This is a genomic window from Gilvimarinus gilvus (assembly GCF_030518155.1).
GTDB classification, from domain to species: Bacteria; Pseudomonadota; Gammaproteobacteria; order Pseudomonadales; family Cellvibrionaceae; genus Gilvimarinus; species Gilvimarinus gilvus.
On the sequence record NZ_JAULRU010000154.1, the window covers coordinates 57,618 to 74,377 of the forward strand.

Below are 16,760 nucleotides of genomic sequence, written 5' to 3' on the forward strand. Positions count from 1 at the left end.
TATCCTTATGGTTTTATGGACTATAAGAAATTGCCATTCGCTTGTTCTTACACCTGAAAGCATGAGTGCCGCGCAATAGCGCCGCTATAATGGTGCATAAGTATCTATCTGCACGAGGAGAATCTGCGTGAAAATCACCGCAGCCAAAGTTATTGTTTGTTGCCCTGGCCGCAATTTTGTTACCGTAAAAATCACTACCGATGAGGGCGTTTACGGAATTGGCGATGCCACCCTAAACGGCCGCGAGAAGTCTGTGGTGTCCTATCTGGAAGACTATATGTTACCGGCCCTAATCGGTAAGGACCCACAGCGCATTGAGGATATCTGGCAGTTTTTCTACCGCGGCGCTTACTGGCGCCGCGGCCCTGTTGGCATGTGTGCTTTGGCCGGTATTGACACGGCACTTTGGGACATCAAAGCCAAGCTGGCCGGTATGCCACTGTATCAGCTACTGGGCGGGCGCAGCCGTGACCGCATCATGGCGTACACACACGCCAACGGCAAGGACATTCCCTCGACTCTTGACGCTGTCGCCCAAGCACAGGAGCAGGGCTATAAGGCCATTCGTATCCAATGTGGCATTCCCGGTGTCGCCAGCACCTACGGCGTTGCTAAAGAGGGCAAGTCCTATGAGCCCGCCGATGCCGACCTGCCCACCGAGTCGGTTTGGTCGACAGAGAAGTACCTCAACTTCGCCCCCAAGCTCTTTCAGGCGGTACGCGATCAATTTGGCGATGATATCCATCTTTTACACGACGTTCACCACCGTTTAACACCTATCGAAGCTGCGCGCCTGGGTAAAGAGCTCGAGCCCTATCACCTGTTCTGGATGGAAGACGCGGTACCTGCGGAAAATCAGGAAGGCTTCAAGCTGATACGGCAGCACACCACTACGCCTATTGCGGTTGGCGAGGTGTTTAACAGCATTCACGATTGCCGCGAACTCATGCAAAATCAGTTGATTGACTACATTCGCACGACTATTGTTCACGGCGGCGGCATTACCCATCTGCGTCGTATTGCGGATCTCGCCTCACTGTTCCATGTGCGAACCGGTTTTCACGGCGCAACTGACCTGTCCCCCGTATGCATGGGAGCAGCACTGCACTTCGACTACTGGGTACCGAATTTCGGCATTCAGGAGCACATGCCTCACAGCGAACTGATGGAGTCGGTGTTTACCCGCCACTACCAATTCGAAGACGGTTATTTCACCCCAGGCGAAGCCCCCGGGCACGGTGTGGACATCAATGAGGAGCTCGCCGCCAAATACCCTTATAAGCGCGCATGCCTGCCGGTTAACCGGCTAGAAGACGGTACTCTTTGGCACTGGTAGCGGCTATTGTGGGAATTGATTGACGAACAGTGGGCGGCGACCACAGCCCACTGCCGTTTAATCGTGCTGTAGCGCGGTAATGGGATCAAGCTTCGAGGCCTTAATCGCGGGATAAATGCCAAATATTAAACCCGTTGCGGTACAAAAAATTACCGCCACTACCACCGCGTTTAAGGACCAGGCTACCGGCCAACCGGCAAACGTCGAGATCACCGTTGCCAAGGTAAACCCCAAGACAATCCCCAGTAGACCACCAATACCGGCAATGCTTACGCTTTCGACGATAAATTGATTGCGAATATTCTTTTGCGTGGCGCCAATCGCTCGCAACAACCCAATCTCGTTCGTTCTCTCAAGCACCGTAGCCAGCATAATATTCATAATGCCAATACCGCCCACTAGCAGCGAGATACCCGCCACGCACGACATAATAATATTGAAAATACGTTGGGTTTGTTCGTGTTGATTGAGTAACTGGGCCGGCACCACGATCTGAAAATCATCTTCCTGCCCATGGCGACGCTTTAGCAAGTGTGAAAGATTGTCAGCGGCAACCTGAGGCTTTACCCCATCGTTGAGTTGTAGACGAAAGGCGTCAATTTCCGCAGCCATATCGCGAAACTCAAAGCGCTTCAGCGTTGTTTGCAGCGGCACGTAAATACGATTATTTTCACCCGATAGCTCAATACCCTGAAAACTGTCTTTGCTCAAATTTTTGCTGGCCAGCACCCCAACCACTTCCAGCCAGAGGTGGTTGACCTTAACTTGTTGTCCCACCGCATTGCCACTGGGGAACAGTTGATTGGCAACGCCGGCACCAAGCACCGCTACCTGGCGGTACACGCGGTCGTCCTGCGCGTTGAGCCAACGCCCCTGCTCCACCTGCAAACTCGCCAGCTCAAGCAAGCTTGGTGTCACACCAAACACTTCACTGTCGCCGTCGGCATGCTCACTGAAAAGGGCATACACCTCAATTTCTTTTTCCGCACTATAGGCCGTCGCAAAAGGTAGGGTTTCCATACTCGCCTGTACATCGTGCAGTGACAGACCCACTGAATGCTTACGAACCTCTCGCAGGCGCTCACCCCACACTTCTTTTTCTTCCACCAACACATTGCGCAGGCCCATAGATTCAATCAGTTTGAGAGCCTCTTTTTCCGCGCCCTCACCAACACTGACCATGGCAATGACAGCCCCGACACCAAAAATCATGCCCAGCAATGTTAAAAAGGTGCGAAGTCGGTGAAACCATAGTTGCTCCAGAGCTTCCAAAAAACTGGTTTTTAATTTATTCACGAACTTTCTCCCAGCGGTTCAAGCAAAGCAACTTCTTCTCCGGCCACTAAACCGTCCACCACTTCGGTTTGGGTTAAGCTTCTTAACCCAGTGGTAATCGTGCGGCGCTCGAACTCGCCACCATCGAGAACATAGACCCATGTGTGACTGTCATCTTTAAATACCGCCTGGTTGGGTATGGTCAAGGCACTGTCTTTTTGGGCCACTAGAATCTCGCCTTCCAGTTTCTGGCCCGGGCGCATAAAACTAGGATCAGCATCGTCCAGTGCAATGGTAACCTCAAAATACTTGGTGGGGCTGCGGGTATCTTTCGCCGCCGCGATATTGGCAAGAGCAATGACTTCACCCGCCAATATTTTTTCTGGATAGGCATCCAAACGTATGCGGGCGCGCTGCCCCATCTCCAAACCGGCAGCCTCGGTTTCCAGCACATACAAACGAGCGTTTAACTTGTCCAGGCTGGGAATTGACCCCAGTTTAGAGCCCGGCCATAAACTTTGGCCAGAACGCACTTTTTCACCGCGCCAGTTTTTGGCATGCACAAAAATACCCGACACCGGCGCCTGAACTTCAAGATTTTCCAGTGCCGCAGAATTCAATTGTATGGAGTCGCGGAAATTTTTTCCGGTAAGACTGAGCAACTCTAGCTGTGCCTGGCCCTGGGTTTGTTGGCTGGCTTGCAACCAGCTCAAGTACAGTTGCTGTGCACCCAAATAATCTTTGCTTAACAGCTGGTCGATAATTTCGTTTTTTGAATAGACAGTAAGGTCATCAACGCTGAATTTTTCCACCATTTGTTTTTCTTGCTCGACTTCGGTGCTGTCTTGCCCAATGGTAAACTGACTGTGCTGTAGTTCGCGGGATGTAATATTCTGAGTTAATTCATTTTTGGTTAACTCCAGTTCCGCACGTTGTTTTTCCAGGCGATTTTCGGTGCCATCAAAACGCGCGACGATATCCCCTTGCTCGATCCGACTGTTTTCCTCCACCAACCAGGCTAGGGTTAAACGGCCACGATTGCCGGAAGGCGCACTGACAACAACTTCTTCTGCCGACACTAAATCGCCTTTGCCGGGCACCACAAACTCAAACGGTTTAGGTGCTATCTCCATCGTTAAAGCACTCGATTTCGACGCTTCGCCGCAGCCGAACATCGCTAAAGATATACAGACGATAACAGCGAGCCCCGCTAAACGACTCATAAAATCACCTCGTCACCATTGTTCAAACCTTCCGTTACAATGGCCTCGCCGGCCTGGCGTGCGGCGATTGTGACGCTTTGTTCACTCTCACCAGTAAGGGATGTCGTACGTACAAAGGCTGCTCCGTCACGGTAAAAAATAGCATGCTGAGGAATAGAGACCGCATCACTCACGACTTTTTGCACTATGGATAATCGAGCCGCCATACCCGGGCGCATTACACTTGAGTCTGCGTCGTCCAACTCTATGATGGCATCGAATACTTTACTCGGCTCGCGGCGCGATTTTACCCGCACAATTCTACCCATCGATGCGACTTTACCGTTAAAAGTACGCTCTGGTATCGCATCCATTCTAATCTCAACTTTATCGCCCACCTGCACCTTGTAAGCCATTTGTTCATCCACCGTTGTCTCAATAATCAGACTGTTTAAATCGGGAATTTCAACGACTTTTTGAATCAGTGAAAACTGATCGCCTTCGGCGGGTTTATCACCTTCATTATTCGGCAGGTACACCACCAGACCATCGCGGGGGGCTTTTACCTCCATTGCCTGAATTGCTTGCAGCTGTTCATTCAACTCGGACTCCAGCCGCTGAACTTCCGAATGCGTAATTTCCCGATTCACCTCCATTTGCTCGAGCCTGTTATTTTGTCTTGCAACGGCCATCCGGTAATTAAGCTCTGCAACCTGGCGGTCAATTTTGAGCTTATCGACATCAATACGTGCCATTAGATTATCGACATTACTGGCCTTTAAGGTGGCCTTCTCTAACTCCATTTTCGCCTCGGCAATATCCAGCTCTAGCTGCTCTTTCTCTTGAGTATTGTCGAGTGACTGGCTTTCCAGTCGCTGCTTTTCGGTAGCCAGGTTATTCTGCAAATCACGCAAGCGCGAATACTGCTGCTGGGCATCAAACGCCATAACCTTCTGGCCCTGCTCTACCCAGGTACCCTCGGGAATTAAGTAAGACAATTTATGCTGCCAGGAGTACTTCACCGCCGGCGGCCCTAGCTCTACGGTTTGTTCAGTCGACAGCTCGCCTGTCGTTTGAATCGATAAGGTGACATCGCCCTTTTGTACGACCAACACCTCCAAATCCTCACTGCCGCAACCTACCAGTGAAAGGAGCGCTAACATCAAGGGCAAACTATTTCTAGCCAATGATTTCATTGCACACCCTCCACCGCAATTCGCACACTCATACCGGGTAACAAATCCACTTGCAGCGGATCAGAAAATTGAATATCGACATTAAGATACGCGGAATCACCCCAGTGTTGTTTGGGTTCAGCTTGTCGACCAATACGCTCAACCACGCCGCCCAAACTCACGCCGGGACGCGCGTCGAAGGCAATACTCACACGCTGCCCTTCGTGCAGCCGGGCCACATCCACCTCGTTGAGCCAGGCCTTTACCTGCAGCTGATCGGTGGATGGAATTTCCAAAACGCTAAAGCCACGCTGTACCGAATCGCCCTCTCGCACCTTTTGTCGAGTCCATGGGTGCTCCACGTACATTGCCGTCCCGGCGCGGTCTGCATGCTGTGTCATACTATCGAGCATTACCTGGACACGCTCCAGCTCGTTTTCAGCTCCGGCTATTTCCACTTGATTACGCTGCTTTTCTGCCGCAACATCCTGCTGTTTCACCTGCAGCGCTTTTTCCGCTTCTTGCTTAGCATTCTGAGCGCGAGTCAACGCCAACTGATACTGTTCATACTGCAACTGGCTTAAGAGTTCACGGGGAATATTCGCATCCAGTTGTGCTTTTTGCAGCATTAAGTCGGCGACTTGTAAGGTGTTTTTTGCTTCCAGTAGAGACAAGTCCTGTACCAGATCATTGCGGCGACTTTCTGCCTCAACTTTGCGCAGCGATGCTTCGAGCTGTTCCAGTGACGCGGCAATACTGGCGGTATCGTACTGAACCACTGGGTCGCCTTCTTTTACCTTCTCACCCTCTTCAATCATCCAGGCGATTTGCACCATCCAACTTTCAGCCTCTGGGGCGACGAAAACCTGTGAATTTTCGGCCGCCACTTCACCACTGAGCATTAGAGTCTCAGCGTTGGCAGTAACGACACAGAGGGATAACAACAAGCTAGTGACTAGATATCGCATTGTGCTCAACCCTCTCTACTTTTCCATCGCGCATATGAATCACCTTCTGCGCATACTCGGCAATTTCCGGTTCATGCGTCACCAAAATAATGGTTTGCCCGGCACGGTGTAATTCACTAAACAGCTCCATAATTTCGACCGAGGTTTTGCTGTCTAGATTACCCGTGGGCTCATCGGCGAAAATGATTTTAGGATCATTAACCAAGGCGCGAGCAATAGCGACACGCTGACGCTGACCACCGGATAGCTCATTGGGCACATGATCCAGCCGATTGGCGAGATTGACCCGACCGAGCATGCTCACAGCTTTATCGCGGGCAATTTCCGGCTCCATCTCAGTGTATTTAAGCGGCAGCATAACGTTGCGAACAATATTAAGACGGGGCAACAAGTGGAAAGACTGAAACACAAACCCAATATCGCGATTGCGCACAGCGGCGAGTTCATCGTCCGTCATGGAGCTGACCTCTCGCCCCCCTAGGCGATACTGACCTGCGGTGGGCTGATCGAGGCATCCCAAAATATTCATCATGGTCGATTTACCGGAACCGGATGGTCCCATGATCGCGACGAATTCGTTTTCTTCAATACTGAGGCTAACGCCCTGAAGGGCGGCTACGGAAATCTCCCCACTGCGATACTCTTTGCGCAGGTCATCCAGTTCTATCATGGCTTCTGTCACAACTATTTCCTACTGATTATCACCCTCGCTAGTACTTAAGGTTATCGAGCCGAGGGAGGGCCACAAGCCAAGTCCGGCTTTGGCGCAGGCAGACGTTGTTGTACTACTAACCTGAAACCGATTTCAAGAAAGGAAATGCAAAGGTGTCACTGCAATGTAATGTAACCGATTACACTAGAGGCAGGGAGAAGGGGTAAATGAGCCATAAAAAAGGGGCGCTAGCGCGCCCCCAATATCACCACAAAAACAGAGCCTACTCAGGCTTCAGGCCCTGACATCAGAAAGAGCGACTCACAAATTAAACTGCACTCCCAAGGTAAGTCTGCGCTCATTGTAATAACGCTGATCGACGTTGTTTTCCCACTGGAAGTAAGCCTCCCTATGCTCTTCGGTCAGATTGGTTGCTTGCAGGTTAACTTTGACAAAGTCGTTAAACTCGTAGCTTATCGAGGCATCGACATAGTTAGTAGGTGCCACAAAGCGAGCAAAGCGGTAGTTACCCTCCACTTTGGTGTAGTCAAACATTTCACTGCGATAGTTGTGAGCTACACGAACCTGCCACCCATCACGCTCGTACCACATCGCAAGGTTTGACTGATGTTCTGAATTGCCGCCACCAGGCAAGGACTCGCCGTAGTAGTCGGTTTCACTACTGCTGCTGGGCGAGTATGTGTAGTTTGCGGAAACCCCAAACCCACCCCAGAAACCCGGGAGGAAATCAAAGCCTTGTTGATACCCAACTTCCATACCGCGGGTGTAAGACGACTCATCAACCGTTACCGTTGTAGAAATTGGAACTGCACCGGTAAACTGGCCAGTAGTGATATTGTAACCACGCACCTGGCCATCGGTATCCACAATATCATCGCGCATAACCTGGGTAGTCAAAAAACCTGTATTTTGCTGTACCCAGAACAGCCCTAGATTAAACATACCGGTATCGCTGAAGTACCACTCATAGGAAATTTCAGCATTGGTATTGCGATTGGGTTCAAGCAGTGGGTTACCTTCTTGACTACCACCGGTGGCACAAAAGACATTAGAGCCATCAGCCTGTTGTACATTACAAGCCAAAATGCGATTGACTGTTAAACCTCCGGCCAACATATCGGTATTGTGTGTCGATACAGTTTTAGTAGCCGATACACGCACTACCTGATCAGGCGTAATATCAAATGCGAAGTTTATTGCTGGCAGCAAATCGCTGTAGCTTGTCACCGTGGTAATTTTATTGCCGTCTGGCTGCAAAATACCTAGAGCCCCAGAAATAATGTATTCCTGATCATTGAAGGCTGCGACATCGCCCACCAAAGCCTCACTTTGCACAACATCAAATTCGGTCGAGACGTAGCGCACACCGACATTACCGGTGTAGGGAATCCCAAACAGCTCCCCCTGCAGGTTCGCCTGTAAATAGGCAGAGGTTGTCTCCTCCTCCACATCGTAGACGTTGGCCGCGTCAGGCACTTGTATATTGACGCCATAAATATCATTGTGCCAGGCCAACGGGTCAGACATCACCTCCGGGTCGACAAAATAGAGCGACGGCATTCCTGTGGTGCCGTGGAAATCATCGATCTGGGTAATCATGCCGCGATCATTCAACTCGGTGAATGAAATAGGCGGAATAAATGACTCACCGGTCAAGGGTGCCTGGCTGGCGGTATCCTTCCAGCGCGAAAGAAAAGCATCACCGTACTGATTGGTCCGAGCTACACCACCAATCCAGCCGCGCTTTTTCACTTCGCGCAAACCATAACGAGCCCCAACGTCTACGCTGATCAAGGGTCCGGCATTCAACTCCCAGGTAAGATCACCGCGCAACACATCGAGATTGGCACTGGTCTCATCGCCGTAGAGATTGGTCGAAGTCAAACTGTAGCGGTCTAGGCTACTGCCAAAGGTTTCCGTCGTGGTACTACCGTCGGACTCCTCTACCGTCATTTCCGGAAAGCTCCAGTGCTGCCCACTTTCGTCGTAACCAATATGAATGGGTATTTGCGTGTAGCTGCCTTCGACTGGCGTGCCATCGGGCAATTGCGCTTGCTGCCCTGCATAACCCCAGGGGTTTACATCACTAATACGCTCGCCGCCAACGCCGACGTACTCCGCCCCCACCTGTGAACCCGAATTGATATAGCCGTCGATCACACTGCGCGAAATGTTGTTAATCGCATCACCGTGAACCCAGCGTAAAGACGCTATCAATGGGCCGCCATTATCAAAACTGATTTCAACATTTGAGTTAAAGGCTTCTTTATCAATCGCCCACGTCTGATTATGAGTTTTTGTATTGCGCGCTTGCAAACTGGCTGATTGTACTGTGTAGTAGTTGCCTTCTAACGTCTCATATTCACGAACACCGTCTTCGTTATTGGTACTCACTATATTGGGGTATTCCGAAACCAATTCCGGCGTAAACCAACCGGTCTCCCCCTGCCAAGCCTGAGACGCAACGAAACCGGCAAAGTAATGCTGCTCATCCATATCGGTGTAAAACACATCGCCGGTTAGCAGTAAAGAATCCGTTAGTTGAAATTGAATTGCTCCATTTATACCTGTGCGCTCACGCTCAATAAAACGGTTGCCCGCCATATGCCCCTGGAATGCGTAATAGAGGTCATTGCTATCGCCATCACCATTCACATCAACATTGTCTTGCACGAAGTTTGATGCTTCTGCAGCGTTAAATGACCAGCCATCCCCTTGGGAGCCAGTATAGTAATCAGCTAGGGTACTCTCTGAGTACGACAGGTTTAAGGTCGCACCAAAACGCGCGTCATTGTTATAGCCCAGAAATCCCGCAAACGATGGGTCGGTCTCCTCACCCAGTGACCCGTTAGTAGCTTCTGCCTTAGCCACGACGGTTAAGCCATCGTCGAGCATAAAGGGACGATTGGTTTTAAGGTTAATAGTACCCGCAAGCCCCGCCACGACATCGTGCGCCTGTGCCGATTTCATAACTTCGATTCCCGACACCATAGTGGAAGGAATATCTGCAAAATCTGGTGTCACCGTTGTGATAGAACCGGCCGCGAGCATTTGCTCGCCATTGAGTGTCGTGGTGACATTGCCGTTGCCACGAATGTTAACCGTGGCACCCTCACCACCGGAGCGAGTGATCTGAATACCGGTAATACGCTGCAACGAGTCAGCAATGGTCGCATCGGGTAGCTTACCAATATCAGTGGCAGTAATTGCATCAACCACGGACCCCGCATCGCGTTTAATATCCATTGATTGCTGCAGCGAGCGGCGAATTCCGGTAACAACAACCTCTTCCAACATTCCGTTTTCGACTGTGTCATCGGTGTCTTCTGTCTGCGCCAAAGCCGAAGTTGATATTTGCAAGCTCGCGGCCAGCACGCTAGCGCACAGTACTTTCTGCTTAAAATTTCTATTGTGAAAAGACATAATCAGTCCTTTTTTAGATTCTTTATTTTTAGAGTTCCTGCCGGCAAAAGCCGGCAGGGGGCCGTTGAATAAATGGCTACTATTGAACGAACTCGACTTGGTCGACAAAGTAGTAAGACTCACTGGCCGCATTATTTGGCCCCATAAACCTGACGCCAAAACCTTGCAGCTCAGACCAATCAGATATATCCAACAACAATTCAGTACCGGTATCAGATACGGCTTGCGCGCCACTATCACGCCAGTTGCCGTCTTGGTCTTTAGCCCATAGCATCACCTGGGTGGCACCACCAGAATCAATCGTAGCCGCTGTTACTTTTAGGGAATTCACATCACCGAGCAAAACGCCACCCGCGGGATAAGTCTGCAAAATAATATCGTCATCACCCTCCACTAATTGGGTGGTGCCGGCGAGAGAATACTGCCCCTGCGAGGACCAGTCCGACGATAGATGAATGCCTGATGTATTGGCCCAGTTAACCTGGAATGCCCACTCGCCGGTGTTTTCAAAGTCATAGACAAGCGCGCCATCTATCGAGACGCTATCGAGAAAAAATGACGCATCAGTGCTGGCCGTATCGAAGTTTTCAAATACCACGCCCAGACCCGCAATCAGATCGAAACCCGAAATATCCATTTCCAGAATACCGTCGGTTGCGGATACCGCAGAGGTCGACTCCCAAACCTGATCTTCACCGTGCTTGATAAATAAATAAGCGGTAGTGCCAGCCCCGGCATCGTGCGTGTTAACAACAACCTGCAGACTATTGTTAGCAGACACATCCAGGCCGCCATCGGGATAGTTTTGCAATACAACATTAGACGGCGTCTCGGCTTCGCCCGATAAGTCTTTATGCAAGGCGAGAGACCGGGCACCGGTTACCGACCAGTCATCACTCGCGGTTGTACCACCCACAGTTGCCCAACTTAACTGTCCGTGCCAACCGTCAACCGATGGCTCGAAGTCGTACACGCTGGCGCCGTCGAGAGAAAGGTTGTCGAGATAAAACACCGCGTCAGTGCTGGCGCTATCGAAGCTCTCAAATACGACACCCACACCGGCCAACCATTCGTAGGCTGATACATCCAGCGTCAAAGGCGCCCCGCCGTTGGCGGCGACCGCATCGGTGCTCACCCACTCCTCATCGTCTCCGTGTTTTATAAACAAATAAGCCGTGGTGTTGACACCGGCACTCGCCGATGCCACATCAACCGTCAGAGTAGACACTTCGCTTACATCCAAACCATCAGTGGGGTACACCTGCAATACAGTATTGGACGGGGCATCGTGCGCACTTAAATCAACCGGCATACTGAGTGCGTACTCGCCACTGCTAGCCCACTGATCCATAACTTGGGCAGCACCGTCTACCGTTGCCCAACTTACCTGACCGTGCCAACCGAACAAGTCCGCCTCAAAACCTTGATACAAACCCGCTTCCGCTTTTAAGCGCCCCCCGGGCACATCATCCAGATTGATCACACCGTCAAAGGCGTAATTACTGTCGATGGTGGCAGCGTCGATGCCTTCCGGGCCGTATTCGCCACCGGAGTTCCAGGTAATAAAAAACGACCACCAGGCATTACTCGCGTGCATCTGCTCAACATTGGGAATGGTGCCGGTTTCGGTCAGCGCCACCAGTTTTTTCCCGTTGTGACGATTTTTCAGTGTGCTGTACTGGCTGGCAAAAGGGTTGTCAGCATTGTTACCGTCATAACCGTCGTAACCGACAATATCCACATACATATCACCCGGATACCAGTCACTACTGATATCACCGGCGTGGGTGTACACCCAGATCAAATTATCCAGGCCGTGGGTTTGCGTCATTCTGTCGTACATCAACACCCACAATTCTTTCAGTGCGTCGGCACCGGCCGCGCCCCACCAAAACCAAGCTCCTTCAGCCTCATGCAGAGGGCGCCACAAAATTGCAATGTCGGCAGTAGCAAACTTTTGCAGCTCGGCGGCAACCGTGTCTATGTCGTCAATCAACAACTGATAGTCAACGCTGTTTGGGTCTGCCAAAGCCGCGGCTAAATCAAAGGACGTGTTTTCAGTATAAAAACCCTGATACCAGGGAAGCTCTTCGGTGTCGTACAAGCCACTCGGCGCGTTCCAGTGCCACAGTGCGGACAAGATAACGTTCTTGTCATTGTGCGCCGCGATCATGTCTTCGCTTAAGCCGGCGGGATCGGCCCCGTTAGCAATGCGACTTGCGGAAAAGTCCATAAAATCAAAAGCGACAATGGCCGGCGCATCATCACCGGTGGCCGATGTGATTTTTTCAAACTCGAACAGCTCAAAACTATCGCCACTGCCTCGCGTGGGAAACTCGGTTTGGCCTGACAAGGTGGCCGAGCCATAGTGGCCCACCAAAAACTCCATTAGGTCAAGCGCAGCGTCCGTCGCAGCGGGGTTCGTTAAGGCCACAGGCACAGGTAAAGGGCCGACAGGGGCCGGCGCCGGGATCATAGAAATATTGTCAATGCGGTAGTAGTTCCAGCCACCGCCAACTTCAATCACATTGGCACCCTCGTCGAGGCCAATAGTGCCAACTCTGTGATCGTTCCATGTACCCGTGGCGCTAAAGTCCATGTCGGTAGGCACGCCGTTGACGGTAACCTGACCCACCTTGCCACCGTAATCGGTAGGAATCGCATAGCGCACGTACAAGGTATAAAAGCCAGCCTGCTCGGCATTGAAATCGAGGTTATAAACGACTGAGGCACCGGGGGTAATATCTGCAGTGTGAGAACCACTGGCACCTTGAATGTAGGCGTCATCGCCCGCACCAACCGCATTAACACTGTTGAGTGTGGCAACCGTGTCATCCTCCACTTCGAACACCAACAACGATGCCGGATCAAAAACAGCGATGCTAACCTCATCGGTCATGGGCTCACTGTTGTCATCCAATAGGGGCTCGCCGTTACCGCCTATGGCGGCGATCTGAAAGCTTAAGGATGCAATGCCTTCCACCATCGGAGCCATAAAACTAATGGTCGGCTGGGTCCAATCCGCCACGTCTACTTCAGGGCCATCGGTTTGCGTCCAAAGCACTGACTCATCGTCCACCGTGCCGACTAACCGGCCACTCAAGGTAACCTGTGCACCCGGTTCGTATTCAGCACCTTCGCCGGCGATGATACCGATCGGCCGTTGTTCTGGGGTATAGGTTACGTCTTCGGTATTAAGCTGGGCTTCGCCGCCACAAGCACTCAAAAAAGCAACCAACGTGCTTGCGACGAGCGCTCGACTGAGCCTGCCGCCATCTCGTATGGATTTCATCTATCACCTCTAAATGGTTATTTTTATATATAAATTGCTTTGCCCGTCATTTCAGATAAAAACGAAGTAACGTGCGCCAACAACAGCTTTTCTTTAGGCGAGGACACCCGAAAAGTAATCGGTTACATATTGACACTAAAAAAAAAGAGCCTTCACAGGGCCTATTTTTCTTGATAATAGAATATTTCGAGCTTTATTCCCTAAAACCTAGATCTTTGCAAAAGAAAACAACAATATCCTTGTAATCGGTTACATATGCTGCCTACAGTTTTCAATGAAGTCAACTGTTTTTATCAGTGCGCCTAGCCGATGAAACGCCAGCTTATATTGCCTTTTTATGGCCGTAAATTGTCCCTATGTCGCAGAGGGCGGTATACTTCGCCTTTTCGTTCAAACACGGTTACCGTCAGCCCTATGGTTCGAATCGCTTTTCTTCTCAGTCTTTTGCTCGGCAGTCTTTTGACAGGCTGTGGCCAGACGGGACCGCTCTATTTGCCTTCCGATGATCCCGCCGCGACCGAGCAGGATTCTGCGGATAAGTGAGATAACTATGTCCTTTTTTACCGAACGCAGTGGCGAGCTGTATGTGGAAGATGTACGCCTAAACGACATTGCCGAAAAGTATGGCACCCCTGCGTATGTCTACAGCCGAGCAGCGTTTACTCAACACTATCTGGCCTATGCACAAGCACTCGGTCAGCACCCGGGCATGATCTGCTACGCCGTAAAAGCTAACTCGAATATAGCCCTGTTAAATTTACTGGCACGCCTCGGTGCCGGCTTTGATATTGTCTCTGGTGGCGAACTCGAGCGCGTTCTCACCGCAGGCGGAGACCCTAAACGCATTGTGTTCTCAGGGGTTGGCAAAACCGCCCAGGAAATGGCCAAGGCACTTAAGGTTGGTATTTACTGCTTTAACGTCGAGTCAGAGCCCGAACTGGAGCTGCTTAGCCGTGTAGCCCAAGCGGAGGGATTGACAGCGCGCATTTCTCTGCGCGTCAATCCCGATGTGGATGCTGGCACCCACCCCTACATATCCACTGGCTTAAAAGAAAACAAATTTGGCATTGATATCGACCGAGCGCCCGCGGTGTATCGCCGCGCCGCCGAGTTATCCGGCATCGAGATTCATGGTGTCGACTGCCATATAGGCTCACAACTGACCGAGTTACCGCCCTTTCTGGATGCGCTCGACCGGTTACTGCTGCTGATTGATAATCTGGCCGAACAAGGTATTACCATTCGCCACCTCGACCTCGGTGGCGGTCTGGGCGTGACTTATAAAGACGAACAGCCACCGGCGGTTAACGACTATATGGACGCCCTCAAGGCCAAAATCGGGGATCGCGATCTGGCCCTCATGTTCGAACCCGGTCGCTCAATAGCGGCCAATGCCGGTGTACTGCTAACCAAAGTGTTGTTCCTCAAGCCTACCGAGGCACATAACTTTGCCATTATTGACGCGGCGATGAACGACAATATTCGCCCCGCACTGTACCAAGCCTGGCAGGAGATTCGCCCCCTTAAACCCCGTCCGGGAAAAGCCCAGCGCTGGGACTTGGTGGGGCCCGTGTGTGAAACCGGCGACTTCCTGGGCAAAGACCGCGAGCTGGTATTGGTGGAAGGTGACAATTTGGCGGTTATGTCTGCCGGCGCCTACGGCTTTACCATGAGCTCAAACTACAACACCCGGGCCCGGGCCTGTGAATTGTTGGTGGACGGCGATCAGGTGCATATTATCCGCGAGCGTGAGTCCTTCGTCGATATGATTCGCGGTGAGCATGTTATTGAGCAATAACTCTCACATTGCGATACTATTTCACCTAGTGAGCTAAGACATAACCGGATGTGGGTCTAACACGGCCCGCCTCCACTGATACGAGACCCGGACCCCTCTATGCGACTGCGCTTTACCAAAATGCATGGCCTCGGCAATGACTTTGTGGTCATCGACGGTATTAGCCAGAAAGTAAAACTCTCGCCAGAGAAGATACGTAAACTTGCGGATCGGCATTTTGGCGTGGGCTGCGATCAGGTCTTGCTGGTCGAAGTACCCAACAATCCCGACGTCGACTTTTGTTATCGCATTTTCAACGCCGATGGTAGCGAAGTGGAGAATTGCGGCAACGGCGCGCGCTGTTTTGCCCGCTTTGTGCGCGATCGTCGCCTGACCGGTAAAAGCGAAATTCGCGTGCAAACGGCCAGTGGCCAAATGACGCTGAAAGTTCGCAGCGACGATCAGGTAAGCGTCGACATGGGTGTGCCAAAACTTGCCCCGGCAGAGATTCCCTTCCAGGCCGACGCTGAAGCCCCAGAGTATATACTGGAACTCGAGGACGGCAGCCGCCTTAGTATTGGTGCCGTCTCCATGGGCAACCCACACGCTGTCGCCCTGGTAGATGATGTCGATACAGCGCCCGTAGCATCGCAAGGGCCACAAGTCGAAGCCCACTCGCGCTTTCCGCAACGCGTCAATGCCGGCTTTATGCAAGTGTGCGGGCGCAGCGAAGTGCGCCTGCGCGTCTATGAGCGCGGCGTAGGTGAAACACTGGCGTGCGGCACCGGTGCGTGTGCAGCCGTGGTTTCCGGCATTCAACGCGGTCTATTGAACGAACAGGTTACCGTCCACTTGCCCGGTGGCGACCTCGACATTCAATGGGCGGGGCCTGGCCAACCGGTTGTGATGACGGGCCCGGCAGCAAATGTATTTCACGGACAGGTAAAGCTCTGATGAACGAAGCGGACACCCAGCAGAGAATCAAAGCAACCGATGTAGCCCGCTACTTGGCGGACCACCCCGAGTTCTTTGTTGAACACCCGGCCCTACTAACCGAGTTGCAGCTTCCCCACGACAGCGGCTCAGCAGTATCGCTGGTAGAGCGCCAGGTATCGGTGCTACGCGACCGTAACATGGATATGCGCCACCGCTTAAGCCACTTACTGGATAACGCCCGCGACAATGACAGGTTGTTCGACAAGACTAAGCAGCTGATTCTGGCGTTGTTAGAGGCCAGAGACCTGGGCGATGCGATGGACGCTTTGCACTACAGCTTCGATAAAGAATTTAATATTCAGTACACCCGGACACTTCTGTTTGGCGATGTCGATAAAATTGCCGGCTCGCAGGCGCGGGTGGTTAACATTCACGAGGCACGCGAACACATTGGCGCCCTGCTAAAAACCAACCGCTCGTTCTGCGGCCACCTGGACGAGGCTCACAAGCAGTACATATTTGGCGATGCCGCCAAAGACATTGGCTCGGCCGCCACGGTGCCATTGGTCTATGGCAACACGTTTGGCTTGCTCGCCATTGGCAATCGCGACCCCAAATACTATCGATCGAGTATGGGCACGCTATTTCTCGCCTATATCGCCGAAGTACTCAATCGCCTGATTCCCCGCTACCTTTAGCGAAT

The 16,760-nt window shown here is 51.8% G+C and carries 12 protein-coding genes; 5 read left to right on the forward strand and 7 right to left on the reverse strand.

Annotated elements, in window-relative coordinates; all coding sequences use genetic code 11:
* Positions 1 to 127 precede the first annotated feature (127 nt).
* The gene (gene manD, locus QWI17_RS01125; RefSeq protein WP_302720649.1) at positions 128 to 1,336 is read left to right on the forward strand and encodes a D-mannonate dehydratase ManD; all 1,209 of its coding nucleotides are present in this window, start codon (positions 128 to 130) and stop codon (positions 1,334 to 1,336) included.
* A 57-nt stretch (positions 1,337 to 1,393) separates the two neighbouring features.
* Here the strand turns inward: manD and QWI17_RS01130 are convergent, their stop codons facing one another.
* From QWI17_RS01130 to QWI17_RS01160, 7 genes are all read right to left on the reverse strand, one after another.
* The gene (locus tag QWI17_RS01130; RefSeq protein ID WP_302720650.1) at positions 1,394 to 2,632 is read right to left on the reverse strand and encodes an ABC transporter permease; all 1,239 of its coding nucleotides are present in this window, start codon (positions 2,630 to 2,632) and stop codon (positions 1,394 to 1,396) included.
* Positions 2,629 to 3,834, reverse strand: coding sequence for an efflux RND transporter periplasmic adaptor subunit (locus QWI17_RS01135; protein WP_302720651.1), 1,206 nt, complete (start codon positions 3,832 to 3,834; stop codon positions 2,629 to 2,631). The genes QWI17_RS01130 and QWI17_RS01135 overlap by 4 nt, the downstream gene beginning before the upstream one ends.
* Positions 3,831 to 5,009, reverse strand: coding sequence for an efflux RND transporter periplasmic adaptor subunit (locus QWI17_RS01140; RefSeq protein ID WP_302720652.1), 1,179 nt, complete (start codon positions 5,007 to 5,009; stop codon positions 3,831 to 3,833). The genes QWI17_RS01135 and QWI17_RS01140 overlap by 4 nt, the downstream gene beginning before the upstream one ends.
* Positions 5,006 to 5,956 carry an HlyD family secretion protein gene (locus QWI17_RS01145; RefSeq protein WP_302720653.1) on the reverse strand — a complete coding sequence of 317 codons (951 nt, stop codon included), beginning with the start codon at positions 5,954 to 5,956 and terminating at the stop codon, positions 5,006 to 5,008. The genes QWI17_RS01140 and QWI17_RS01145 overlap by 4 nt, the downstream gene beginning before the upstream one ends.
* The gene (locus QWI17_RS01150) at positions 5,937 to 6,638 is read right to left on the reverse strand and encodes an ABC transporter ATP-binding protein (RefSeq protein ID WP_302720654.1); all 702 of its coding nucleotides are present in this window, start codon (positions 6,636 to 6,638) and stop codon (positions 5,937 to 5,939) included. The genes QWI17_RS01145 and QWI17_RS01150 overlap by 20 nt, the downstream gene beginning before the upstream one ends.
* 291 nt (positions 6,639 to 6,929) lie before the next feature.
* Positions 6,930 to 10,052 carry a TonB-dependent receptor gene (locus QWI17_RS01155; protein ID WP_302720655.1) on the reverse strand — a complete coding sequence of 1,041 codons (3,123 nt, stop codon included), beginning with the start codon at positions 10,050 to 10,052 and terminating at the stop codon, positions 6,930 to 6,932.
* A 79-nt stretch (positions 10,053 to 10,131) separates the two neighbouring features.
* On the reverse strand, positions 10,132 to 13,344 hold the full coding sequence (locus QWI17_RS01160) for a glycosyl hydrolase (protein WP_302720657.1): 3,213 nt from the start codon (positions 13,342 to 13,344) through the stop codon (positions 10,132 to 10,134).
* Between the two features lie 414 nt (positions 13,345 to 13,758).
* Here QWI17_RS01160 and lptM point away from each other — a divergent pair, with 414 nt between their 5' ends.
* From lptM to QWI17_RS01180, 4 genes are all read left to right on the forward strand, one after another.
* Positions 13,759 to 13,887, forward strand: a complete 129-nt coding sequence (gene lptM, locus QWI17_RS01165) for an LPS translocon maturation chaperone LptM (protein ID WP_302720658.1) — start codon at positions 13,759 to 13,761, stop codon at positions 13,885 to 13,887.
* A gap of 7 nt (positions 13,888 to 13,894) precedes the next feature.
* On the forward strand, positions 13,895 to 15,142 hold the full coding sequence (lysA, locus tag QWI17_RS01170; protein WP_302720659.1) for a diaminopimelate decarboxylase: 1,248 nt from the start codon (positions 13,895 to 13,897) through the stop codon (positions 15,140 to 15,142).
* Between the two features lie 99 nt (positions 15,143 to 15,241).
* Positions 15,242 to 16,075: a diaminopimelate epimerase gene (gene dapF, locus QWI17_RS01175; RefSeq protein ID WP_302720660.1), complete on the forward strand. Its 834-nt coding sequence runs from the start codon at positions 15,242 to 15,244 to the stop codon at positions 16,073 to 16,075.
* Positions 16,075 to 16,755 (forward strand): DUF484 family protein, encoded by a 681-nt coding sequence (locus QWI17_RS01180; protein ID WP_302720661.1) that lies wholly within the window; start codon positions 16,075 to 16,077, stop codon positions 16,753 to 16,755. The genes dapF and QWI17_RS01180 overlap by 1 nt, the downstream gene beginning before the upstream one ends.
* Positions 16,756 to 16,760: the final 5 nt, after the last annotated feature.